General features: G+C 62.4%; 23 protein-coding genes. 8 read left to right on the plus strand and 15 right to left on the minus strand.

Translation table 11 applies throughout. From position 1 onward, the window contains the following. Positions 1–34 precede the first annotated feature (34 nt). From secD to ACST81_RS20990, 6 genes are all read right to left on the minus strand, one after another. Positions 35–2,569, minus strand: coding sequence for a protein translocase subunit SecD (gene secD, locus ACST81_RS20965; RefSeq protein ID WP_438750331.1), 2,535 nt, complete (start codon positions 2,567–2,569; stop codon positions 35–37). Positions 2,570–2,679: 110 nt separating this feature from the next. Continuing rightward, complete coding sequence (locus ACST81_RS20970) at positions 2,680–3,099, minus strand: hypothetical protein (RefSeq protein WP_438750333.1); 420 nt, start codon at positions 3,097–3,099, stop codon at positions 2,680–2,682. 157 nt (positions 3,100–3,256) lie between these two features. Further along, positions 3,257–4,870: a 5-guanidino-2-oxopentanoate decarboxylase gene (locus tag ACST81_RS20975; protein WP_438750335.1), complete on the minus strand. Its 1,614-nt coding sequence runs from the start codon at positions 4,868–4,870 to the stop codon at positions 3,257–3,259. Beyond that, the gene (locus ACST81_RS20980; RefSeq protein ID WP_438750337.1) at positions 4,867–6,057 is read right to left on the minus strand and encodes a pyridoxal phosphate-dependent aminotransferase; all 1,191 of its coding nucleotides are present in this window, start codon (positions 6,055–6,057) and stop codon (positions 4,867–4,869) included. The genes ACST81_RS20975 and ACST81_RS20980 overlap by 4 nt, the downstream gene beginning before the upstream one ends. Positions 6,058–6,072: 15 nt before the next feature. Further along, positions 6,073–6,732 carry a TetR family transcriptional regulator C-terminal domain-containing protein gene (locus tag ACST81_RS20985; protein ID WP_438750340.1) on the minus strand — a complete coding sequence of 220 codons (660 nt, stop codon included), beginning with the start codon at positions 6,730–6,732 and terminating at the stop codon, positions 6,073–6,075. Beyond that, entirely contained in the window at positions 6,729–7,607 is an 879-nt protein-coding gene (locus tag ACST81_RS20990; protein WP_438750342.1) for a dimethylarginine dimethylaminohydrolase family protein, read from the minus strand. The genes ACST81_RS20985 and ACST81_RS20990 overlap by 4 nt, the downstream gene beginning before the upstream one ends. Before the next feature lie 211 nt (positions 7,608–7,818). Between ACST81_RS20990 and ACST81_RS20995 the strand changes: the two genes are divergently transcribed. The 5 genes from ACST81_RS20995 (at position 7,819) to ACST81_RS21015 (ending at position 12,314) form a co-directional block, all read left to right on the plus strand. After that, entirely contained in the window at positions 7,819–8,592 is a 774-nt protein-coding gene (locus tag ACST81_RS20995) for an ABC transporter ATP-binding protein (protein WP_438750344.1), read from the plus strand. Positions 8,593–8,613: 21 nt separating this feature from the next. Then, positions 8,614–9,396: a transporter substrate-binding domain-containing protein gene (locus tag ACST81_RS21000; RefSeq protein WP_438750346.1), complete on the plus strand. Its 783-nt coding sequence runs from the start codon at positions 8,614–8,616 to the stop codon at positions 9,394–9,396. A 167-nt stretch (positions 9,397–9,563) separates the two neighbouring features. Continuing rightward, positions 9,564–10,292: an ABC transporter permease gene (locus tag ACST81_RS21005; RefSeq protein WP_438750348.1), complete on the plus strand. Its 729-nt coding sequence runs from the start codon at positions 9,564–9,566 to the stop codon at positions 10,290–10,292. A 50-nt stretch (positions 10,293–10,342) separates the two neighbouring features. Beyond that, positions 10,343–11,143: an ABC transporter permease gene (locus ACST81_RS21010; protein WP_438753738.1), complete on the plus strand. Its 801-nt coding sequence runs from the start codon at positions 10,343–10,345 to the stop codon at positions 11,141–11,143. Between the two features lies 1 nt (position 11,144). Continuing rightward, positions 11,145–12,314, plus strand: a complete 1,170-nt coding sequence (locus tag ACST81_RS21015) for a M20 aminoacylase family protein (protein ID WP_438750351.1) — start codon at positions 11,145–11,147, stop codon at positions 12,312–12,314. 101 nt (positions 12,315–12,415) lie between these two features. On the opposite strand, the gene ACST81_RS21020 is transcribed toward ACST81_RS21015, so the two are convergent. Continuing rightward, the gene (locus ACST81_RS21020; protein WP_438750353.1) at positions 12,416–12,982 is read right to left on the minus strand and encodes a transglutaminase-like cysteine peptidase; all 567 of its coding nucleotides are present in this window, start codon (positions 12,980–12,982) and stop codon (positions 12,416–12,418) included. 450 nt (positions 12,983–13,432) lie between these two features. Between ACST81_RS21020 and ACST81_RS21025 the strand changes: the two genes are divergently transcribed. Genes ACST81_RS21025 through ACST81_RS21035 form a run of 3 tightly spaced genes read left to right on the plus strand, consistent with a single transcriptional unit; the run spans position 13,433 to position 16,507 of the window. Next, entirely contained in the window at positions 13,433–14,560 is a 1,128-nt protein-coding gene (locus ACST81_RS21025) for a hypothetical protein (protein ID WP_438750354.1), read from the plus strand. Further along, positions 14,557–15,723, plus strand: coding sequence for a DegT/DnrJ/EryC1/StrS family aminotransferase (locus ACST81_RS21030; protein WP_438750356.1), 1,167 nt, complete (start codon positions 14,557–14,559; stop codon positions 15,721–15,723). The genes ACST81_RS21025 and ACST81_RS21030 overlap by 4 nt, the downstream gene beginning before the upstream one ends. A 19-nt stretch (positions 15,724–15,742) precedes the next feature. After that, positions 15,743–16,507, plus strand: a complete 765-nt coding sequence (locus ACST81_RS21035) for a cephalosporin hydroxylase family protein (RefSeq protein ID WP_438750358.1) — start codon at positions 15,743–15,745, stop codon at positions 16,505–16,507. A gap of 346 nt (positions 16,508–16,853) precedes the next feature. Here the strand turns inward: ACST81_RS21035 and ACST81_RS21040 are convergent, their stop codons facing one another. The 8 genes from ACST81_RS21040 to ACST81_RS21075 form a co-directional block, all read right to left on the minus strand. Next, positions 16,854–17,543, minus strand: coding sequence for a metallophosphoesterase family protein (locus tag ACST81_RS21040; RefSeq protein WP_438750360.1), 690 nt, complete (start codon positions 17,541–17,543; stop codon positions 16,854–16,856). Beyond that, positions 17,540–18,535, minus strand: a complete 996-nt coding sequence (locus ACST81_RS21045; RefSeq protein ID WP_438750362.1) for an ATP-grasp domain-containing protein — start codon at positions 18,533–18,535, stop codon at positions 17,540–17,542. Before ACST81_RS21045 ends, ACST81_RS21040 begins: the two co-directional genes overlap by 4 nt. Then, on the minus strand, positions 18,532–19,425 hold the full coding sequence (locus tag ACST81_RS21050; protein WP_438750363.1) for an NAD-dependent epimerase/dehydratase family protein: 894 nt from the start codon (positions 19,423–19,425) through the stop codon (positions 18,532–18,534). The genes ACST81_RS21045 and ACST81_RS21050 overlap by 4 nt, the downstream gene beginning before the upstream one ends. Then, positions 19,422–20,147 (minus strand): class I SAM-dependent methyltransferase, encoded by a 726-nt coding sequence (locus tag ACST81_RS21055; protein WP_438750365.1) that lies wholly within the window; start codon positions 20,145–20,147, stop codon positions 19,422–19,424. The genes ACST81_RS21050 and ACST81_RS21055 overlap by 4 nt, the downstream gene beginning before the upstream one ends. After that, positions 20,144–20,857, minus strand: a complete 714-nt coding sequence (locus ACST81_RS21060) for a WbqC family protein (protein ID WP_438750367.1) — start codon at positions 20,855–20,857, stop codon at positions 20,144–20,146. The genes ACST81_RS21055 and ACST81_RS21060 overlap by 4 nt, the downstream gene beginning before the upstream one ends. Positions 20,858–20,976: 119 nt before the next feature. After that, positions 20,977–22,137, minus strand: a complete 1,161-nt coding sequence (locus ACST81_RS21065) for a class I SAM-dependent methyltransferase (protein ID WP_438750369.1) — start codon at positions 22,135–22,137, stop codon at positions 20,977–20,979. Continuing rightward, positions 22,134–22,994 carry a phytanoyl-CoA dioxygenase family protein gene (locus tag ACST81_RS21070; protein WP_438750370.1) on the minus strand — a complete coding sequence of 287 codons (861 nt, stop codon included), beginning with the start codon at positions 22,992–22,994 and terminating at the stop codon, positions 22,134–22,136. The genes ACST81_RS21065 and ACST81_RS21070 overlap by 4 nt, the downstream gene beginning before the upstream one ends. Before the next feature lie 114 nt (positions 22,995–23,108). After that, positions 23,109–24,326 (minus strand): glycosyltransferase family 2 protein, encoded by a 1,218-nt coding sequence (locus ACST81_RS21075; RefSeq protein WP_438750372.1) that lies wholly within the window; start codon positions 24,324–24,326, stop codon positions 23,109–23,111. Positions 24,327–24,457: the final 131 nt, after the last annotated feature.

The raw sequence follows: 24,457 nt of genomic DNA on the forward strand, positions 1-24,457 counted from the left end.
CCGCCCTTTCAAATTTCCTGCATTCGGGGAGGAATCAGCTCTTGGCCAGCTCCGTGCCCGGCGCGCGGGTCGCTTCCCGGTCCTTCCACCAGCGGCTGAGGAACAGCAGGATCGGACCGCCGATATAGATCGACGACGTCGTCGCGACGATGACGCCGAAAATCATCGGCCAGGCGAAGCTCTTCACCGCATCACCGCCCCAGATCGCCATCGGCACCAGCGAGAACGCCGTCGCCATCGAGGTGAAGATGCATCGCGCCAGAACCTGGTTGATCGACATGTCGATCAGATCGGAGAACGGCATCGACTTGTACTTGCGCAGGTTTTCACGCATGCGGTCGTAGACCACCACCTTGTCGTTGACCGAGTAGCCGATCATCGTCAAGAGAGCCGCGATGGCCGTCAGGTTGAAGTCGATTCCGGTCAGCGCGAAGAAGCCGATCGTCTTGGTGATGTCGAGCAGCAGCACGGCGATGGCGCCGACGGCGAAGTGCCATTCGAACCGCCACCAGATGTAGAGCAGGATCGCCAGCATGGCGAGCACCACGGCGAGGAAGCCCGAACGGGCGAGTTCCGCCGAGATGGTCGGGCCGACGACTTCCGTCCGCTCGAAGCTCGAATCGGGAATGACCTGGGCGACGCCGTCCTTGATCTTGTTGAGCGCAACGGTCTGTTCCTGCTCACCACCCGGCTGGCGCTGGATACGAATCAGCACGGACTTGTTCTGGCCGAATTCCTGCAGGGCGACTTCGCCGAGGTGCAGGCCTTCGAGCTCGCCGCGCAACCTTGCAAGATCGATCTCGTTCTTCGAGGTCGCTTCCACTTGGATACCGCCGACGAAGTCGATGCCGTAGTTCAGGCCCGGATGGAAGAAGAGGACGACGGAGCTGACTGACAGGAACGCCGACATGCCGATGGCGACGAAGCGCCCCTTCATGAAGGAAATGCTCGGCAGATGCGGAACCCTGCCGAACAGCGACGGGATTTCCAGCTTCTTCATCTTGCGGCGGACGACGACTTCGCGCATCGCCAGACGGACGATGGTGATCGAGGTAAACATCGAGATGACGATGCCGAGCATCATGGTGATCGCGAAACCGCGCACCGGACCGGTACCGAACATGAACAGCAGGATCGTGCCCGCAAGCGTCGTGACGTTACTATCGATGATGGTCGCATAGGCCTTGTTGAAGCCGATATCGAGCGCCTTCATCGCCCCTGCCCCGCCTTCCGTCTCTTCGCGAATACGGGCGTTGATCAGAATGTTGGCGTCCACCGCCATGCCGATGCCGAGGATGATACCGGCGATGCCGGGCAGCGTCAGCGTCGAGCCGAGCATGCCGAGCACGCCGATCGTCAGAATCGTATGCAGCAGCAGGCCGAGATTGGCGATCAGGCCCCAGGCGCCGTAAAGCACGACCATCAGGGTGACGACCAAGGCGAAGCCGGCAAGACCGGTATAGATGCCCATGCGGATGGAGTCCGAACCGAGGTTCGGGCCGACAGAGCGTTCTTCGATGATGGTGAGCGGCGCCGGCAGCGCGCCGGAGCGCAGCAGCGCCGACAGGACGGTGGCTTCCTGAGCGGTGAAGTTGCCGCTGATCTGGCCCTGGCCGCCGGTGATCGGCTCGTTGATGCGCGGCGCGGTCAGGACCTTGTTGTCGAGAACGATGGCGAAAGGCAGGCCGACATTGTCGCGGGTGATTTCGGCGAACTGACGTGCGCCCTGGCTGTCGAAGGTGAAGGAGACGATCGGCTCGTTGGTCTGCTGGTTGAAGCCGGCCTTGGCGTCTGCCAGACGTTCGCCGGCGATGGCGACGCGGCTTTCGACGGCATATTTGCCGCCGTCATTGGCGCCCGGAAGAATGTCCACGCCGCGTGGCGGCGGATTCGGCGAATTCGGATCGACGGAGGTGTCGACCATGTGGAAGCTCATCTGCGCGGTGGAGCCGAGCAGTTCGCGCAGATGCGTCGGGTCCTGCAGGCCCGGCAGCTGGACGAGGATGCGGTCCGAGCCGACGCGCTGGATCAGCGGTTCGGCAACGCCGACCTGGTCGACGCGACGACGAATGATCTCGAGGCTCTGGTCGACGGCGGCGGTCATGCGTTCGGTGAGGCCGGCCTCGGTCAGCTTGATCGTGATCGTGTCATCGACCGTGGTGACGTCGATATCCGAGGTCGCCGCGCCGAAGCCGAGCGTGCCGACTGGGGCCGCCAGTTCCTGAATCTTCGGCATGATCTTGTCGCGATCCGCCTGGTCGGCAATCTTGATAGCTATCGTATCGCCCGCGATGCGCGCCGACGAGGTCGGTAGCCGCACGCTGCGAAGCGCGCCGCGGATATCGTCGAGAAGCGTGTTGAGGCGAGCCTTGCGCAGGCCGGCCGCATCGACTTCCAGGACGAGGTGGGAACCACCCTTCAAGTCAAGCCCGAGCGTGACGGGCTTCACCGGCAAAAAGGCGGCGTATTGCTGCTGGACAGCCAGCGGCAGCACGTTTGGGAGCGCCGCGAGGACCCCGAATAGGGTAATCGCGACATAGGCCAGAATGGCCCATTTCGAAGTGCGCATGTTGAGGTTTCCATTATAGCCCGCATATCTCGACAGGGCCAAGGACAGCGGGTGTGACAGTCGAATTGAGAACTGCGCCGCAGCGCATAAGCCGCCCTTGAGGGCAGCCGTCAGGCGCCGAAGGCCGGAGGACCCCGGACGCGAATGATGTCGCCGCGCCGACCGGTGGCACCATCACGCGAAAGAGCCATGACGGGCATGCCGCCATAGGTAACGCCGGCAACGAGGATGGCGGCGGGCAGCAGGAACGGCACCGGCCCGCCGGGCGAGGCTTTGCCGTCGGCCCGATCCGCGGTGAAGCGTAGGTCGGCAACCGGGAAGGCCCGCATGACATGCCGCGACAGGGTCGTGTCGGTCGGCCCGCTTTCGGGGACCGCGACATTGCCGGCATTTTGCTGGGTGGAGAAACGCGAGGAAAAGCCCTGCGCCGAGGCGACGAACTGCATGGCCAGCGCGGCCGCCAGAATCCAGAGCACGGCAAAAAGCTTGCCGGCGCCTCTGCGATCGATCCTGTTGCCGTTCATGCCCATGAAGGACATTTCCTTCCCATTGGCGGACAGTTTTCACTGCAAATCGCCGCACCACGAGCCGATTCAGCCCGCAAGTTGGCTTAAAAACCATCGCTCGTGGCCAAAGTCAAATCCTACCACCCGCGCGACGGGTTGAACATCCTACCACGGGCTTGCCTCACGCTGTGACGCCGGTCGTGCGCGTCTGGTGGATTTCGATGAGCGACGGGCCGCCGCGCTTGCGAGCCTCGGTAAGCGCTGCCGGCAGATCGGCCGCTTTCGACAGTCGTACTGCGGGCACGCCATAGGCGCCGGCCGCCAGCATGAAGTCAGGAGCCGATGGTTTCACGCCCTCTGGCGTGATCCCGGATTCGACCATGAAGTTTTCGATCTCCTGATAACCGTCATTGTTCCAGACCAGGAAGATGACGTTGGCGCCGATATCGACCGCCGATCCCAGCTCCGCCAAAGAAAACTGGATGCCGCCATCGCCGACGAGGCAGATCACCGGCTTTTCCGGATCGGCCACAGCTGCCCCCACCGCCGCCGGCGGAGCATAACCGAGAGCGCCGAAACCAGTCGCCGAGTTGAACCAGGATTTTGCCCTCGGCGCATCGCAATAGAGATTGCCGGCATAGACGGCCTGGGTGGAATCGCCGACGATTACCGCATTCGGTAGGGCCTGGTAGATCGCGTCGATCACGGCGATCTCTGCGCGCATCTTCGCCGTCAGTTCCGTCATTGCCGCCTTGCGGGCCGCCGCCGCCCGCTCCTTGCCCCTCGCCGCAGGCTTCGTCGTCAGGAAAGCCAGCATGCCCGAGACAGCCGCCTTGGCGCCCGAGAGGATCGACAGCGCCGCATGCGGACCACGCGCCAACTGCGCCGCATCGATATCGGTGCGGATCAGGTTGCCGAGGATCGGGAAGCCGCCATCGGCATACATGTCGTAATCGGTCTGGCCCATCTCGGTGCCGAGCGCGATCACCAGATCCGCGTCGGAGACCAGTCTACGCACAGCCTTCAGACTCGGACTTGCAGGCACGCGCAGCGGATTGCCGGCCAGCATGCCGCGCGCATTGACGGTCATCACCACCGGCGCGCCGATGCGCTCGGCCAGTTCGCGGATTTCCGCTTCCGCCGTGATAGCGCCTCCACCGCAGATAATCACCGGGCGGCTGGCATCGCCGCACAGGATCGCGGCCTTTTGCAGCGTTTCGGCATCCGCGCGCGGCCGCGTCGCGGTCGCCTTGCGCAGGGGCGGCGTGGAAATCCGCGCGGTCATCACGTCTGTCGGGATTTCGATATGCACCGGGCCGGGGCGGCCGGAGGTAAGGATGGCGAACGCGCGTTCGACCACCGGCGCCAGATCGGCCGGGTTGAGCAGGGTCTGCGAATAGAGCGCCAGCGTCTTGATCATGCCGTGCTGGTCGGGCAGTTCATGCAGCAGCCCGCGCCCATGGCCGAGCGAATCCCGCCGGTTGACGCCGGAAATCACCAGCATCGGGATCGAATCCTGCCGGGCTTGCGCCATCGCCGTTATCGTGTTGGTGAGACCCGGCCCGGTGATGACCAGCGCCACGCCCGGCTTGCCGCTGATGCGGGCATAGCCATCGGCCATGAAGCCGGCCCCCTGCTCGTGACGGGGCGTCACATGCCGGATTTTCGAGGCAGCGAGGCCCCGATAGAGCTCGACCGTATGGACGCCGGGAATGCCGAAGACGGTATCGACCCCATTGGCCTCGAGCAGGTCGACCAGCACTTCACCGACGGTTTTCATCTCTGCCACGCTCATGCCCGGCGCTCCCGACGCGAGACCAGCTGGAGTGCCAGATCGGCGATGCGGCGGCAGGCCTCAGTGATCGCCTCTTCCGGCACTGTGAGGCTCATCCGCACATAGGGCGTCGCGTGCACGCCGAAGGACGATCCCGGCATCACCGCGACATGTTCCTGTTCCAGAAGCGCCCAGGCAAAGGCCTCGCCGGTCAGCCCGGTGCCGGCGACATCGAGCAGGATGAACATGCCGGCTTCCGGCGGCAGCGGCGTCACGCCCGGCACATTCGACAGGTGCTCGACGATCAGGTCGGCGCGCGCCTTGAAGGAGGCGCGCATGGCCGCCGACGTGCCGATTTCGTGGGTCAGCGCATAGGCCGTCATGTCGGCGATGAAGGGCTGGACGCCGAACAGCATGGTTTCGGACACCGGCAGCAGCCGGCTTGCGAATTCCGCCGGGCCGACGGCCCAGCCGCTGCGGAAACCGGGCGCCGCATGGGATTTGGAAATCGATGACACGACGATCGTCCGTTCGGCAAGATCGGGATTGTCGAAGGGCGAGGCGAAGGTCGCGTCGAAGATCAGTTCCTCATAAACCTCGTCGCAGACGATCCAGAGATCGTGGCGGCGGCAGACCTCGCCGATCTCTGCGATTTCCTGCGCGGTCAGCACGGCGCCGGTCGGATTGTGCGGCGTATTCAACAGCAGCACCCGGCATTTCGGGGTGATCGCCTTTTCGAGGTCGGCGGCCTGCATGTGAAAGCCATGCTCCGGCTTCAGCGGCACCGTGACGCGGTGGGCGCCGGTCGACTGAACGACGCCTTCATAGGTCGCATAATGCGGATCGCCGACCAGCACGCCGTCGCCGGCCTCGACCAGGCCCATCATCACCGTGAACAGCGCCGTCTGCGTCCCGGGAAAGCAGAGTACGTTTTCAGCCGTTACATCCGGACGGCGTCGGGCATAACGTGCCGTCAGCGCGCTGACGACCGAGGGCTCGCCTCGGCCATTGGAATAACGGTAACGGCCGGCATTCATCGCCCGTTGCGCCTCGGCCAGAAGCGAGGGATCGGCCGGCATATCCGGTTCGCCGATGGTCAGCTGGATGACATCCGCGCCCTCGCTCTGCATCTGGCGCGCGCGGATATGCAAGGCCCATTTTTCGGAGCCGAGATCCGCCAGGCGGTCGGTGATCGATGAATAGCGCATGGTGTCTCCTGGATATCAGACTGCTTTGGCGGCGCGGCCAGTTGCCGCGTCGTGAGTTTCGTGTGTGCCGAGCGAAAGGCCCAGCAGAGCCTCGATCGAGGACAGGGCAACGGAAACCAGTTCGGTTTCCTCGAACAGTTCGCCCGCAAGGCAGCCTTCCAGCCAGAGCCCGTCGATCATGCCGTTGATGGCGATCGCATAGCGGCGGCAATCGACCTCGCTGTCGGGGCGCCCCTCTGACCGCAGGAAATCGCCGATCAGCCCCTGCAGGTCGTTGCGGAAGCCCAGATAGCCCTCGCGGTGAATGCCGGCAAGGTCCGGGTCCACCCGCACCTGGCTGATGAACGAGGCCCAGAGCGACAGGCTCCGCCCATTCGCCACCGGCGCGGTGAGGTTGAGCGTGATGAACCGGCGCAGCCGCGTGCGTGGGTCTCCCTCGATATCCTCGGCCTTGGCCGCGAAACCCGCCAGTACCGAGCGATAGGCCTCAGCCACCATCTGGTCCTTCGAATTGAAATAATGCCGGACGAGGCCCGCCGTAACGCCGGCGCGGATGGCGATCTGGCGGACCGTCGCGCCCTTCAGGCCAAGCTCGGCGATGGTGTCGAGCGTGGCCTCGATCAGTTCCTGCCGCCGTTCTCCCTCCGGCGCGCGATGGAACGTCCGGCGGTTCATGCGGCCCGTCGCAGCACCGGCCGCGTCAGGCAGGTCGGGCCGCCCTCGCAGGCAATGCACAGCGCGTCAGCCTCGAAGACCTCCACCTTGCAGCCGGCGGCCTCCATGGCCGCCTTGGTCTTGGGGAAGCCCGCCACCATGATCACCTCGTTCGGGCGAACCGGCAGGACGTTGAGGCTCAAGCCGTTGCTGGCATGGAATTCATCGGCCGGCGCCTCGATCATGGTGATGCCCCATTCCTTCAGCAACTGGTAAAAGGATGCCGGCAGCAGCGGCGCGAAGACCAGCGCCAGGTCGCGCGACAGCGGGCTCATCACCGACATCAGGTGCAGGCAGGCTTCCTCGCCCTGCCAGAGCGGCAGGTCATAGCCGAGAACGTCGATGCCGTGGGGGCTGAGCATCTCGGTCAGCTGTGAAATACCTTCCTCGTTGGTGCGCACGCCGCGGCCGACGATCAACGTCTCGGCATCGAGCCAGATGCAATCGCCGCCCTCGACCGTGCCGGGCGAGACGATGCGCCCGAGGATCGGGATGCCCGCCTTTTTGTAGGCGGCTTCGTGCAACGCCGTTTCCTTTTCCCTGAGCGGCTTACCCATGCGTAGGATGATCGCGCCATGATTGGACATCAGAGACGGATCATGGGTGAACATAGCGTCGGCCAGACCGTCACCCTTGTCTTCCAGCCAGAGGATTTCGGCACCGGACTTTTCCACCAGACCAGCGAACTCGGCATATTGCCGCACGGCCTTTTCACCATCGAATGTCGGGCCATAATGCCATTGCGCCGGATCTGCCGAGGCAAGGCTCGCGCCCGGCCGGCGCATCAGCACGCGCACCAGATTGGCCGACATCTCCTGCGAACCATAAGCCGTCATCGTCTACTCCTGTCGGAAATTTGATCATGTGGAGGGGCTGCCAGAAAATGCAGCGTCGGCGTTATTATACGGTTGAATAATTTCTGCACAAGTGCCACGATGGCTTTCATGGAACAGCGTGACAGGCAAAAATGCCGCACGAAAAGAAAACCAGGGGAACTGTTTTCATGCGTTCGAAGCCGGCTCTCTGCCTCATAGGGGCAGAACTTTCATGACGAAACCAGCCCAGGCAATTGCGGTCTCACAACTCCACAAACGCTTCGGGCCGCTTGAAGTGCTCAAGGGCGTTTCGCTGACCGCCAACCAGGGAGACGTGATCGCCATCATCGGCGGCTCCGGCTCCGGTAAATCGACTTTCCTGCGCTGCATCAACATGCTGGAACTGCCGACAGCCGGCACGGTCACCATCCATGGCGAGACCATCGCCATGAAAAAAGATGGTCGCGGCGGACAGATGCCGGCCGACCGCAAGCAGGTCGAACGGCTGCGCACCCAACTCGGCATGGTTTTCCAGAGCTTCAATCTCTGGCAGCACATGACCATCCTGCAGAACGTCATCGAGGTTCCCGTCCACGTGCTCGGCAAGTCGAAGGCCGAGGCGATCGAGACGGCCGAGGCGCTCTTGCGCCGCGTCGGCCTTTTCGAAAAGCGCGATGCCTATCCGGCCTTTCTCTCCGGCGGCCAACAGCAGCGCGCGGCGATCGCGCGGGCCTTGGCGATCCAGCCGCTGGTCATGCTGTTCGACGAACCGACCTCGGCGCTCGACCCGCAACTGGTCGGCGAGGTGCTGACCGTCATCGGCGATCTTGCCAAGGAGAAACGCACGATGATCCTCGTCACCCACGAGATGAAGTTCGCGCGCAACGTCGCCAATCACATCGTCTTCCTGGCCGACGGCATCATCGAGGAACAGGGCTCGCCGGACGAAATCTTCGGCGCACCGAAATCCGAACGCCTGAAGAAGTTCATCAGTTCGATCCACTAAAAACCAAAAAAGGGAAACAGCATGAAAAAGACGCTCACGACCATTGCTTTGTCGCTCGCTCTCGGCATGGCCGCCGCCGGTGCCGCCGTTGCGGATCCGGTCAAGGTCGGCTTTGCCGCCGAGCCCTATCCGCCCTTCACCTCACCGGATGCCTCCGGCAATTGGGAAGGTTGGGAAGTGGAATTCCAGAAGGCCGTCTGCGCCGAAGCCAAGCTTGAATGCGTGATCACGCCTGTCGCCTGGGACGGCATCATTCCGGCGCTGACCTCCAAGAAGATCGACATGATCATCGGCTCGATGTCGATCACCGAGGAACGCCGGAAGACCATCGATTTTTCCGACAAGTACTACAACACCCCGACCGGCGTCATCGGCCCGAAGGACGTTGCGTTTGAGCCCACGCCTGAAGGCCTCAAGGGCAAGACAATCGGCGTTCAGGTCTCCACCGTCCATCAGGTCTACGCCAACAAGTATTTCGGCGAGAACGGCGCGACGGTGAAGGAATACCAGACGCAGGACGAAGCCAACAACGATCTGGCCGCCGGCCGCCTCGATGCCGTTCAGGCCGACGCGATCGCGCTCGGCGCTTTCCTCGCCACCGACCAGGGCAAAGCCTGCTGCGACCTGAAGGGCAACGTCAAGGACGATCCGGCCATCCTCGGCGCCGGCGTCGGCATCGGCATCCGCTGGGGCGAAGACGAACTGAAGGCCAAGCTCAACGCCGCCATCAAGGCGATCCGCGAGAACGGCACCTACGACACCTTCTCGAAGACGTATTTCGACTTCAATATCTACGGGGAGTGATCGCACAACGCCCGCGGTGGCAACCCCGCCCCTCATCCGCCCTATCGGGCACCTTCTCCCCGTTTGGACGGGGAGAAGGGACGTGCGGCAAACTCCGTCATCCCCTCTCCCCGCATGCGGGGAGAGGGCTAGGGTGAGGGGCAACCACCGAGGAAAAGACGAACTCAATGGCTGATCCCGCATCCCTCATCAACTGGAGCCTGCTGGCGCTCGAGCCGCCCGGCTGGGGCGGCGTGCTGCTCAAGGGGCTCATGAATTCGATCATCATAGCCATTGGCGGCTATACGTTCGGTCTTGTGCTCGGCATCGGCGGCGCGGTCGGCAAGCTCTATGGCGGCCCGATTACTCGTGACCTGATGGAGTGCTATACGACGATCGTGCGCGCCGTGCCCGAACTCGTCCTTATCCTGCTGCTCTATTACGCGGGCACCGATCTGCTCAACCATCTGCTCGTTTTCTTCGGTCTCGGCGAGGTAGATATCAGTGGCCTTGCCGCCGGCATCTTCGTCATCGGCATCGTCCAGGGAGCCTATTCCACCGAAGTCCTGCGCGGCTCCATCAAGGCTGTGCCGGCCGGGCAGATCGAGGCCGCGCGCGCCTATGGCATGTCGCCGACCAAGGTCATGACCCGCATCACCCTGCCGGCCATGCTGCCCTATGCCATTCCCGGCCTTTCCAATCTCTGGCTGATCGCCACCAAGGATACCGCCCTTCTTGCCGTCGTCGGCTTTTCCGAACTGACGCTGGTCACCCGCCAGGCGGCAGGTGCAACCAAGGCCTATCTCCTGTTCTTCTGCGCCGCCGGCGCGCTCTATCTGGCGCTGACGCTGGTCTCCGATCTCGTCATCAAGATCATCGAGCGCCGCGCCCGGCGCGGCTTCGTGGAGCAGTCATGACCGGCGTTCCGCTCCCAGACACCACGCCGCCCGATATCACCACCCATGCGATGGCGATCCTGCCGGATGATCTGCCGACCGCGGATCGCTTTTTCAAGCCGCACCGGATCGTCCTGATCCTGATCGCCGCCGCGCTCGTCTTCTGCATCGCCTGGTTCATGCGATGGGACTGGATTCCGCAATATCTGCCGAAGCTCGGCTATGGCATAGTCGTCACGCTCGCGATGCTGTTCAGCACCTCGATCCTCGGCTTCCTTATTGCCGTGCCGCTTGGCCTCGTACAGGTCACCGGCCCCTGGCCGCTGAAGGCGCTGGCGAAAACCTTCTGCACCGTCATTCGCGGCACGCCGCTGCTGCTGCAACTCTGGCTTCTCTATTACGGCCTGGGCTCGCTGTTTCCGCAATTCCCGGCCATCCGCCAGTCCTTCCTCTGGCCCTATCTGCGCGAATCCTGGCCCTATGGCGTGGCGGCGCTGACGATTTCCTTCGCGGCTTACGAAGGCGAGATCATGCGCGGCGCCTTTGCCGGCGTGCCGGCCGGCGAACTCGAGGCAGCGAGGTCCTATGGCATGAGCCGCTGGACCGTGTTCCGCCGCATTTGGCTGCCGCGCGCCATCCACCGCGCTTTGCCGACGCTGAACGGGGAAACGGTGCTGCAGCTGAAATGCACGCCGCTCGTCGCGACCATCACCATCATCGACGTCTATGCCGTGATTTCCAAGGTCCGGCAGGATACCTTCATCACCTATGAGCCATTGCTCCTGCTCGCGCTCATCTACATGTGCCTGACGGGAATACTCGTCATGGCCTTCCGCACTCTTGAAAATCGCATACCAACGCGTGGTGCCTGACATGACAATGAACATCAATCTGACCAACGCCATGCCGGAGCTGGTCGCGATCCGCCATGACCTGCATGCCCATCCGGAACTGGGGCTCGCGGAATTCCGCACCTCGGATTTCGTCGCCACCTGCCTGGAAGGCCTGGGTTATACCGTGACCCGCGGCCTGGCCAAGACCGGCCTCGTCGCGACCCTGAAGAACGGCAGGAGTGAGCGCTCGATCGGCATTCGCGCCGACATGGACGCCCTGCCGATCCTTGAGGAAACCGGGCTCGATTATGCATCGAAAACGCCCGGCCTGATGCATGCCTGCGGCCATGACGGGCACACGACCATGCTTCTGGGCGCCGCCCGCGCCCTTGCCGAGCGGAAGAATTTCGACGGCACCGTGCATCTGATCTTCCAGCCGGCCGAGGAGAATTTCGGTGGCGCCAGGATCATGATGGATGACGGGCTGTTCGACAGATTCCCCTGCGATGCCGTCTTTGCACTCCATAATGAGCCCGGCCTGCCCTTCGGCCAGTTCGCCCTGCGCGAAGGTCCGATCATGGCGGCGGTCGATGAGGCGAAGATCACCGTGCACGGCCGCGGCGGCCACGGCGCCGAGCCGCAGGAAACCGCCGATCCCATCGTCTGCGGCGCCTCGATCGTCATGGCCCTGCAATCGATCGTCTCGCGCAACATCCACCCGATGGACCCGACCGTCATCACCGTCGGCTCGTTTCACAGCGGCTCGGCCAGCAATATCATTCCCGAACGCACCGAAATCGTCGTCGGCATCCGTTCCTTCGACCCGAAGGTCCGCGACGAACTGGAACGCCGCATCCGGCTCATCGCGGAACATCAGGCGGAGAGTTTCGGCATGACCGCGACGGTCGATTACCAGCGCAGCTATGACGCAACGATCAATCACAAGGCGGAGACGGATTTCGTCCGCGACCTCGCCATCCGCTTTGCCGGCAAGGACAAGGTTGTCGACCTCGAACGTCCGTTCATGGGCAGCGAGGATTTCGCCTTCATGCTGCAGGAAAAGCCCGGCACCTATTTCTTCCTCGGCTCCAGCGTCACCGGACAAGAAAAATCGCTGCATCACCCCGGCTACAATTTCAACGACGACCTCTTGCCGATCGGCGCCGCCTTCTGGACGGAGCTGGCGGAAGCCTATCTCGCTCGAGAGTAGCTCCCGAACAAGAAAAGACCGCAGGAAGGGACAATTTCCTGCGGCAAGTTGGGACAGTCGTCAGTAAACTCTGGCGTCGGTAGCCTTGATTTCGAAAATGCTCAGTCGAAGAAGCGGACACTGCTGAGCGCAGCGAAGCTATAGCCGGTGTCACGACGCTTCATGATTGACGCCTGGCGATGGTCGAGCACAAACTCGCCGCTCGATGTGGTGATGACCAGTACCGAATGGCTGCGGCCTTCCGGCGTCGAGACGCTGGCGACCCGCATGGCGCCAGCCGGAAGGCCGGCGCGGATCAGGTGGCTGCGCTTCATCATCGCATATTCGTCGCTCGTGCCCGGCAACTGGTTCAGCGACAGGAACTCACGCTGAGCGCGGATCGTCGGCATGGCGCGATTGACGTTGCGATTGACGGAAGCCAGCACCGTGCGCAGCTTGTTGGTATAGGCGATGACGTTGCGGCTCGAGGTGCGGCATTCATTGCCATATTGCAGGCAGAAGAGCTGATAGGAAAGCTTGGTGCGCTCGCTAAGCTCGACATTGCGGACCGGCACGGTCGCGCTGATGGAGCGGGCGGCGGAGGAAATGCTCATGGCCTGCGAAGGCAGAGCGGCGGTGACTGCGATACCGATCGACATTGCGACCGCAGCGAGAACTTTTTTGAGCATGACCCTGTCCCTGTTTTATCCCGTCCGTCTGTTCCTGTCCGAACAGCGTCGAGTTTTAAGGCGCCGGATTCATTCCGGCTGCGGGGAAAGCATCATGCTGCGAAACTGTTTGGCTGGTTTCGTTCTCCGATAAGATGACCATAACCACCACAGTTTGCGGGCCGCTTAAATCGATGCGTACAATTTTACACAATCCGCATTTTTAAGAAAATCAGGTTCAAAACAGCCGACAAGTTGATGAAAAGGCGACCGATCGGATCTCCTCGCTGTTGCAAAGCCTCGCTCAAGTTTCCCGCGCTACCTCTAAAGCACATGTCAGCAGGCAATGGCTTCCGGCAGGAGACAGGACCGCACCCTCCTCCACGCGGACGTTACTTGCCTGCTGGCGTGACCAATTCCGGATTCGCGGCCGCGCGGCTCTCGAACCCCGCTGACGTCACGAGGCAAGCCATGACACATCTCTCGATCTGCATTCCCCTGGACGACGCCGCGCAGGACGCCCTGCCGCTGGTGGCCGCGCTCACGGAAAACAGAACCACGGAACTTGAGATCGTCATCGCCCGGCCCGCCGACGTGGTCATGTCCGAGGCGCTTCTCAGCCTCGTGACCGGCGATGCCCGCGTTCGCGTCATCGATGCAGAAGCGGGCATCAGCCGCCAGGCCCTCTGGCGTGAGGCTGTCGCCGCCACCACCGGCAACTGGGTGACCCTCGTCAAGCCCGGCGACATGATCGAAAGCGATCTCGCCGTCATGGTCGCCTTCCTTGAAACCCATTCGCCTGATGTCGATGCATTGGCCTGGAACGCCTTCCAGATCGATCGCCATGCCGAGCGCGGCAAGACGGGTTCCGTCGCCATTCCCGCCGGTTACCAGATCGAAACGCTCGACAAGACCGCGATGCTCAGGGCCTTCTTCTGCTGGGAAAACAGCCTCAGCGTTCCGAAAATGCCCTTCGGCCTCTATCACGCCGCCATCCGCCGTTCTCTCGTCGATGCCCTGCTGGAACTGCCGGAAGCGCGGGACTGGTCGACGCCGCTGCCGCAGTATGAATGGGCCGCCAAGGTCGGGCTGTTTGCCAACGAACTCGCCTTCTGCGCCCGCCCGATGTCGGCAATCAGCACCTCGCCTTACATGGCCGAGGCGCCGCGCCACGAATGGAGCTTCCCCTTCCATTCCGGCCTCGGTCTTGCCGGCGCGGTGGCGGAGGTGCAATTCCACGTCCTGCGCGAACTGGGCTCGGACTGGTCCGGCAACACCGAAGCCTTCGTGCGCGCGCTGACGATCGAATGCATGATGGAAACCAGCCGCGAGGCCTTCGTGGCCAAGGGCAATGCCTATTTCGCGGCGCTGCGTACATTCGAAGGCGGCCATCTCGCCGCGCATTTCCGCCCGGAATTCCGCGAGGTCCGTCCGCAGGACACGCGGCGCGGCCTGCATGGCAAGGCGCTCTTGGTCGATCGCTTCCTCGGCGGCGCGCAGGATGCCGGCGAGTTCTACAACACGATCAGGCTGATGCTGGCGCCCATCGGGCTGATCTGCGGCGGCGTCGTTCGCGACGGTGAAAAAGTGATCGCATGACCGGCACGCCCTCCCGCATTTCCTACACCAGGCCCTCGATCACCGAGCTGGAAGTGGCCTATGCCACCGATGCCGCCGCGAATGGCTGGGGCGAGCGCTGCTACGACTATATCGTCCGGTTCGAGGACGGTTTCCGCCGCCACCTCGGCGTTGCCCATGCGATCGCCACATCGAGCTGCACCGGCGCCATGCATATGGGCCTGGCGGCACTCGGCATTGGCGAAGGCGACGAGGTCATTCTCGCCGACACCAACTGGATCGCGACAGCGGCGCCCGTCGTTCATCTCGGCGCGACGCCCGTTTTCGTCGATGTCCGCCCCGACAGCTGGTGCATCGATCCCGATGATGTCGAGCGCCATATCACCCCGAAAACCAGGGCGATCATCGCCACCCACATCTACGGCAATCTCTGCGATATGGACCGCCTGCTCGACATCGGCCGCCGGCATTCCATTCCCGTCATCGAGGACGCGGCGGAAGCGATCGGGTCCGAATGGCATGGCCGCCGCGCCGGCTCCATGGGCATTTTCGGCACCTTCTCGTTTCACGGCACCAAGACGCTGACGACAGGCGAAGGCGGCATGTTCGTCACCAGCGACAGCGCCCTGTTCGAAAAAGTCCTGACGCTGAGCAATCACGGTCGCGCCCGCAGCCAGAAGAAGCAGTTCTGGCCGGATGACGTCGGCTTCAAGTACAAGATGTCGAATATCCAGGCGGCCCTCGGCTGCGGCCAACTGGAACGCATCGAGAGCCTGATCGCCCGCAAGCGCGAGATCCTCGCGCACTACTGCGACAGGCTCAAGGCCTACCAGAGCGTCAGCCTCAATCCGGAGGCGCCCGGCACCGTCAACGGCGCCTGGATGCCGACGGTGGTGTTCGAGCGCGACCTCGGAATCACCCGCGACATGCTGCAGCAGGCCTTCAATGACGCGAATATCGATGCGCGCGTGTTCTTCCATCCGCTGAGCAGCCTGCCGATGTTCAACGAAAAGCGCGGCAACCGGCATGCCTGGGATATCCCGGAGCGGGCCATCAACCTGCCCAGCTATCATGACATGACCGAGGACGAGATCACCCGCGTGGCGGATGTCGTCATCGGCTTGATCGACAGCCGTTCCGCGGCTGCCCTGCCCGGCGAACAGCGCCTGGCGAAATCCGCTTGAAGCAAAGGCGACCCATTCCATGACCACCAAAGACGACCGCCAGGAATTCGAAGCCCACAAGGAAGCGATGTGCCTGGCGCTGGGCAAGGACGACAAGGTCTTCAAGCAGTCGATCGACACGATGCTGGCGCTCGATACCTACGATTATTCCTATCTCTGGAGCTGGATGGGCGTTCCGATCATCCAACTGCCCGCCGATATCATGGCGACGCAGGAAGTCATCTGGAACACCCGGCCCGACATCATCATCGAAACCGGCGTCGCCCGCGGCGGCTCGATGATCTTCATGGCCTCGCTTCTCGCCATGACCGGCAACGACAAGGGCAAGGTCATCGGCGTCGACATCGACATCCGCGCCCATAACCGCGAAGCGATCGAGACCCATCCGATGGCAAGCCGCATCGCGTTGATTGAGGGCGGCTCCGTCGACGACAGCACGCTTGCCGCCGTGCGCGACCTTATTCCGGTGGGCGCCCGCGTCATGGTCGTCCTCGACAGCGACCATTCCTACAAGCACGTTCTGGCCGAATGCCGCGCCTATGGCCCGCTGGTCACGGAAGGCTGCTACCTCGTCGTCGCCGACACCGCCGCCGCCCACTGGACCGCCGACCAGGCCCCGAAGAAGCGCTCGAAAGCCTGGTTCGCCGGCGACGAACCGCTGAGCGCGCTGAACGACTACCTCAAGGAAACCGACCGTTTTCGCGTCGATCCCGTCATCAACGGCAAGCTGGTGCTGGCCTCTTCGCCGGGCGGCTATTGCGTCCGACTGCCGGATGCCGGTTGAGCTGATTTGACTGAAATATGAGGCCCCGGTCGCAGGTCGCGCCCGGGGCCTTCTGTTTTTACAAAAATACCGATTCCTGCGAAAACGGCCCCCCAACCTCCGTCATGCCTGTGCTTGTCACAGGCATCCAGCCACCGCGCGTCCGCGCGGTGAGAGAACGTCTTCACCAAGAATGCAAAAGAGGCTTCCGCGCCGCAGACGCGGCGCTGCTGGATACCTGTGACAAGCACAGGTATGACGGAGAGTGGGGGATGCCCCTCGCTAATCTGCAACCGATAGGCAAAAGGTCCCGGAGACTAAAGCAGCAAGCTGGAAACAAAACCTCCAGCCCACTGCGGCAAACCCATCACCCCGCCAGCGTGATCCTGTCGATCCGGCCGCCGATCTGGGCACCGATATAGAGGTTTTCATAGCACCGTGCAGGAAAGCCCGCCTCCTTCATGTGAAAGGACGTTTCGTCGATGTCGTAATCGACCCGGCGCAGTTCGATCAGGCCGTCCTCGAAGGTGGCGAAGGCCGCGCGGCTATCGCCGTCACGGGGTTGTCCGACAGCGCCGGGGTTGCAAAAGGTCCGGCCGTTGACGTCGAGCCGGACCTGCACATGCGTATGGCCGGCAAAGAAGGTCTCCGCCCCCTCCGGCAGGTCCTTCTCCGAGATCTGGTAGAGATACTGGTCGACAGGATCGCGCCAGCCGCCATGGGTGAAATAGGTCGTCCCGTCTATGACATAAGGCTTTGACTGCGCCAGCCACGCCACCTGCTCGGGAGAGATGATGCCGCGCTGGTATTCTGTGATGTCGGAGACCAGCTTGGAGCGCGGGCAGCCTTCGCCGCTGACGATATAGTGGTCGTGGTTGCCGAGAATATTGACGACACCGCGCGCGCGTAAAAGGTCGACGCATTCACCCGGCTGCGCATAATAGCCGACGACATCGCCGAGCGAGAGGATCCGCTCGCAGCCAAGCGCATCGATCTTGTCCAGCACGGCCGTAAGCGCCGGGAGATTGCCGTGAACGTCCGAGATGATTGCGATCATGTCACCACATAGTCTTCGTAATAGCGCCAGCCACGTCCTGGCTTGATCTCAGGCGCGGCCAGCAGCCGACCAAAGAGATAATATTCGACCGACATGACGGCTTCGTTATAGCCGAAGGCGGCACGGAGCGACGTGCTGCTGGAAAAGCGCGGATTGATCTCGAGCAGATAGGGCGTGTCGCCGTCCATGCGGAACTGGTAATTGGTCGGGCCGACCGGCTTGAAGATAGAGGCCAGCTTCTCGACCGCCGCCGCCAGCACGGGATGATCCACCACCTCGGCATATTGCGTATTGCCGGCAACGGAGAGCTTGCGGCGGAAGATGATCGGCGGAAGCGCCGTGCCGTCTCCGAAGCCGAAGGCACCGACGGTGAATTCCTGCTCGTCACTGCCGATGAATTTCTGGATCAGGAATTCGTCCCTGCTCTTGCGGCTCCAATAGTTGAAATCGTCCTCGTCCTTGAGGACCGCGATGCCGCGCGAGCCGTTGCCCTGCCGCGGCTTCAGCAGAAGCGGCAGGCCGAGATCGCGCACACATTCCGCAAAGCCGGCGCCCAGGCGCGCGGGAATGGCCGGCAGGCCCAGCCGCTCCAGCTCGACGCCGAAATCCCATTTGTCCTGCGCCAGTTCGATGACGGCGGGATCGTTGAGGACGATGCGGGCGTGAAGATCGGCGAAGGCCGCCCGGTTGCGGCTGAAAAACAGGACATCGAGTTCCAGCCCCGGCAGGACGAGATCGACCGCCTCATCGCGCAACAGGTCCTTCCAGAAGGTGAGATAGGCGTCAGAGTCCTCGTCGACCGAGGGCTTCGCGAAGAAGGCATCGCACCAGTAGCGCCCGATCCCGTTCGGATCGCGATCGACGCCGATGACACGGACCTCAAGGCCCGACAGCCGCAACGACCGGATGATCCCCTGCCCGATCAGCGCACCGACCGCCGTCACGGCGATGGTGATCGCTTCTGCGGGTTTCTTCGTTGCATGCATCGTCATGTCAAGTCCATGGGTCCAAAGGCGTGCGCTGTTCCGGCATCGCGGATCATCGCGATACCATCGCGCATGCAGATGGCGGGATGAAGATCGAGCTGAGCGAAAGCCGCGGCACCGCTTGGAAAATGGATCGGCCGAAACGGCGTCTTTTCCGGCACGATGATCGAGCGGCCACCCTGACCGAAGACCTCGAAGGCGAGATCGGCGATTTCCTCGATGGTCAGCGATTCCGGATGGGCGATATCGAGCACATCAGCAACCTCGCTTTCGGCTGCCCGGATCATCAAGTCGGCGGCGTCGCGCACATGCAGGAAGTTGCGCACGCCGTCCGATCGCGGCATACGAATATCCTCGCCGCGCGAGGCATAGGCGATGATCCGGCCGAACCAGGCCTGGTGATCGCAGCAGCGACCTTCGGCATCGAAGAGTTGGGAAAAGCGCAGGCTACAGAACCGCGTCTTCCGGCGCTGCAGCGCCCAGTCGAACACCTGCTCGGCAATGCCCTTGCTCAGGCCATAGGAGGTGAAATTGCCGGGATCGAGCGTCCGGTCGGACGAGGCCGATCCGGCATAGATGAGGGCATTCGCCTTGAGATCGCGAACAAGCCCCGCAACGGCAAAGGCGCTTTCCGCATTGGCCGCGAAATTCTGCCGGAACCCGTCATCGCTGTCACCGGCAAATGTCGCCGCGCAGTGGAACACCACATCGGCGCTGATCGAGGCGGGAACCGAAATCGAGGCGGGAACCGAAACGGCAGCGTCCATAAGGTCGAAGGCGATATCGTCCGCCTCGGAACGCCCGATGGTCACCGTCGCGATGCCCTGCTCCTGCAGTCGCTTCACGAGCGTACTGCCGAGCATCGAACGCGCGCCGATGACGGCGGCGGTTTTCATTGCAGCGTGGCTTCCATCAGGAGGGCGACGCAGAGATCGGGGAAGTCGATGCCGACCCGCAGCATCGCATCGAGGTTCTCCTGGAAGTCCGGCAGGGTCTTCAGCACGGCCAGCGGCAGCGGCTTCAGGTAGATGCCCTCTTCCAGACTTACCGCATAACCGTGATCCTGCATCTCCTGTTTCAACGTATCGCGGCAATACTGGCGCTTGTGGCCGAGCGCATGGTCGTTGGCGTTGAGGCTGTAGATGTCGTCGATCTTGCCGAGTTCGACGCCGAGCCGCCGGTTCATCGACTTGGCATTGGGAACCGCGACGAAGATGCGGCCGCCGGGCTTCAGGAATTTTTTGAAACGCTCCAGCAGCATGCCGGGATCATCCACGTGCTCGAGGATGAAGCCCATGACGATGACGTCGAAGCGCTCGTCGGTCTCGAAATTCTCGAAATAGGAAAAGACCACTTCGCCGGCGAAATCCGGGCTCTTTTCCTTGAAGAGATCGATGACCAGCTGCGAGCCTTCGATGATCACGTGGCGATCGCAGGCGGCATTGAACAGGCCGGGCGTATAACCATGGCCGATCCCGAGTTCGAGGATCGAGCCGACCTTGCCGAAACGCTTGATGATGCGCTCCGGATACCAGTTGAGGATGAGATCGTTTTCGATGGCCGTTGCGGCATTCGGACGATACTCGGATGTGACAGCATCCAGATTTTCTGTCGTCATTGGGTGAATTCCTTCCAACCGATCGTTCCCGAATTGATCATGGCAGCGCCTTCCGACCCGCAATTGGCGATCAGATCCAATGCGGTGACATAGGGGGTGAAGTCGCCGTGCAATTGCGGATAGGGGGTGCGCTCGTAGCGCATATATTCGACGGAAATGCCCTTTTCCTCGAACAGGCCGTGGTTCAGGTAATGCCGGGCGCCGTGACCGGTAATGTAGACCTTGCCGTCCAGATGCTCGACGATGTCGCAGACCCGTTCGCTGCTCGCGCCCGGCACCGGCAGGGCCTCCGACGAAAGGAAACGCGGGCTGAGGCCGAAATAGGCGGCAAGCTCCAGCATGGACAGGCGCGCGATATCGGCGACCGTCCCGGCATCTTGGACGAAGACGCGATCGACCACGCCGAGCATGTCCTCACGAAACGGTGCCTTCAAATAGGCCTGCCGCAGGATTTCGCGGTGCCGGCCGCGCCAGTCCGTGCGGTCATCGAGCATGACCTCGTCGATCCGCTGGCCGAAATGATAGTCGCGCAGCGGCAGGGTCATCCAGCTGACGCCATTGACGCCCTTCACCTGGACGCGGTTGCTGAAGCTGCCCTTGGAATATTGCACATCGTCATAGTGGACGAAGACATCCGCCAGTCGAATCTGCTCCAGCAGGCCCACCCAGGGAAAGTACATCGACTGTGAGATAACGATATTCCGGCTCATGATCCGTTCAAGCAGTCCCGACTTGCTAACCGGAACTCAGCCGTGGCAACGGCTCTCCGGAAAATTCGACGGGGTCACACTACCGCCAAAGCCTTTCGCGAGGCTGGCTGTGCGCCATGTCACCCGTCGATCCAGACGAGTTCCAGCCCCGGACGGTGAAGCGCCGCCTGACCGGCAATGGCGGCCCGTGCCTTCAGCGGATTGAGCCCGACGAAAACGACATCGATATCGTCCTCGATCTTCCCGGGCGACAGGACCGGCCGGTTGAAATGCACCGATCCCTGAAGCTTCGGGTTCTGGTCGAGGAAGACGCGGAAATCGACATCTGCCTCGATGCGGCTGCAGATCCAGCTGCCGTAGAAACCGGAACCGTAGATCGCCCCGCGCTTGCCGGAAAACTTCTTCGCTGCGCCATCGAGCCGATGGGTCGCGTCCTTCCAGAAGGCGCAGATTTCCTTGGCCTTGTGGGCGGCATCGGCAACTTCCTGCCGGTCGACCGCTTCCGCTGCGGTCTCTTCCAGTCGGCCGGCGACGATGAAGAAGGCACCCGGGAAGGCGGCGCTATCGACGACTTCCAACGCAAGGCCGGAAAGCGCCAAGGCCCGCTTCAGAGAGGCGATGCTGAAATGGTTGAGATGGTCGGCCACCGTCATGTCGCCGGGATTGGCGGCAACGTCCGGCATGGACAGGAGCAGCCGTCCGCCAGGCGCCAGCAGTCCGCGCAAAGTCTTCAAGAAGGCGACGGGTTCGGCGACATGTTCGATGACGAAATGGCTGATGATCGCCTGGAAGCGGCCGCTCCAGCTATCGGGAACCGAATAGCTCGCCTGGTCTTCCGGCTTTACCCAGCCGTTCCACGCGGCCACATAGTCGCGGCTGACGTCGAAGACATGCGGATGAAGATCAGGCCGCGCGCGGCACATCTTGCGCAGCGTGTCGGCCTTTCCGGCACCATAGTCCAGGATCGACGCGCCCCGCGGCAAATCCATCAGCTTCAGCCCGATTGCGGCCTGATGGTCTGTCCGGTAGATCGGCGTTCCGTCGGCGGCGACCGCGAATATCTGGTCGTGATCGTCGGATTCCAGCGAGATGCGGTAGGTCTTGTCATAGAACGTGTCGATATCCGGCAGATCGGCACATTGCGCGTGACCGCATTCGTCGCAGACATAGGCGAGCGTCGGAATATCGATGAAGGCCATCATCGAGGTCAGAGCCGGGGCCGACGCTTCATAGGAGGCCTTGGCGATCGGCGTCGCGCAGACGCGGCATGCGGTCGTCATGCCGACGTCTCCCCGTCGGTCACCAGTTCCGGCAGGACCTTGGAAAAATCGACGCCGGCAGCAAACGAACCGCACCAGCCGATGCGAACGCCGAGCGGATCGGCGAAGTTGAAATAGCGGAACTGGATGCTCCAACGCGGCATCTTGGAGACATTGTGCCCGCCCTGATGCATGGTCAGGAAGTCCATCAGGATGAGATCGCCGGGGTTCGTCAGCGGCGCGACGACCTCGTATTTCGCCAGCCGCTCCTCGCAGCCGTCCATGAACAGCGCATAGGCGCCTTTCTTGCCGAGGCCCGCGTCGTCACGATAGACCGGGATCAGGCCTTCGGCATGCGAGCCCTCTGCAATATGCACCGGCCCCATGTCCGGTGTCACCGGCAGCAGCGGTGTCCAGAAGACGACGCCGTCGAGGCTGCGCAACTGGCCGGGGAATTCCTGGTGCCACTGGGCGCGGAACTTTTCCTCGCCGGGATTGTCGATGCGAATACCGTAGCCGCCTGCGGCGATGCCCGGAATGGAACCCGGATGCAGATGCTGGAACACGGTCTGATTGACGGCTTTAGTGACCAGTTGCATGAAGGCCGGAATTTGCTTGACCGCGTCATAGACCTCGCCGCCCCAGGCACGGTTCTTGGCGATCAGCGCCGGATAGGCAAGCGTCATCGCGTTCCAGGCCGTATCGGTCGGCGCGTCCACGCCGTATTTGGCGCAGAGCAGTTCAAGGATGATCCGGATGCCTTCCTGGATCGGCGCCACATCGCGCTGCGCGTCGTAGAATTGGGGCAGTATCGCATAACCCTTGGCCGCGAAGTCGTCCCTGACCGACGCAGGGATGATTACTTCATTCTGAATCATGCTGTTCACATCCTTTCGATGTCGCAACCCCGCACCCTATGCGGGAAGTGCCGGCGAGGCGCGCATGCTCTTTCGAGCGGTCCGCCCTGCGCGCCTCGCCGGGTCCTCGTCTGCTTACGCGGCCTTGAAATGCTCGTCGAATTTCAGCGTCAGGTCCTTCACGGGCGCGATCATCTGGTCGATCAGATGGTAGAGTTCGGCCGGTGTCTGGACGCCTGCGGCTTCCTCATCGATCAAAAGGTAGCCCTCGGCGATGCCGGTAAAGAACTTGGCATCGGTCGGCTCGACATAATCGACCGGCTTGAAGTTCTTCAGATACTTGCCGCCATGCCAGCGCGAGAACGCAGCGCGGTAACCCGCGACCATGCCGTCATAGGCTGCGCGGTTGCCCATCATGCCGCAATTGATGCCGCAGGCTTCGGCGAAGTTCGCTTCCCAGCCGTTGACCGCGGCGTAACCGTAGGTCGAGCGGAACCAATGCTGGACCACGGCGATGCAGGCGGCGAGCCCGAGGATCGACGGAAACGGAAAATCCTTCATATGCGGATCTTCGTCGATGTTGCGGCCGGTCTCGACCATGAAGGCCGCATGCATCTCGGTGATCTTTTCGGTGATCTTGATCTTGGCGGAGTTGCTTTCCGCGCAGGAGCCGAGAACAGAGAAGGGACGTTCCGAGTAGAACATGTTTTCGGCGGTCACGAGCACCTTGCAGACATTCTCGAAGTCGACGACCGGGTATTCGCAATACTTGCCGCCGAATTTCGCCTTGATCTTGTCCATCACCCGCTTGGAAACCGCGCCGTGGTAGAAGCCGAAGGCCATGTTCGGGGTCGACTTGCTACCCTTCCAGGAGAAGAACTCCTGATACAGAAGCGCGCGCGGCAGCCGGTGTACGCCGGTGTTCAGCGGCACGGAAACGTTGCAATGGTTCGGACGGTTGCCCGGCCAGTTATAGGTCAGGCGGCTCCAGACCATCACGTCGACGGCCTTGTGCTCCTGCTGCGAGCGGATCAGAAGGTCGGTCACGTCGATATCGACATAATCGTCGTCACCGATCATGCAGATGAACTCGCCCGTGGCGGCCTCGACGCAGCGGTCCCAGTTCTCCACCATCGGCAGAACGCGGCCGGTGGAGGGCAGATATTTGACGCGCGGATCGGCGATCACGTCTTCCATGAACGTGTTCATGATGGAGGCATCGTCGGAATTGTCGGCGAAGACGAACTCCACGTCGGTGCGCAGGTTCATCAGCTGGCTTCTGATCGTTTCCTGGAAATAACGCTGGCGGTTACGCGAGGGCACACAAATCGTCAGTTTCGGCTGGGCGAACATGAAATTTCTCCGTTTCTCGCACACTAGACACGAGGGCTTTCCCGAAGCTTGCCCGCGACCCATCGTCCACGGCGCCGGTTTTCAGCTTTTCAGGAGAGGACTTGCTTGCTAAGCAGCGACGCGAGCGGTCT

Origin of the sequence: Pararhizobium sp. O133 (assembly GCF_051669845.1) — a bacterium.
GTDB lineage: Bacteria > Pseudomonadota > Alphaproteobacteria > Rhizobiales > Rhizobiaceae > Pararhizobium.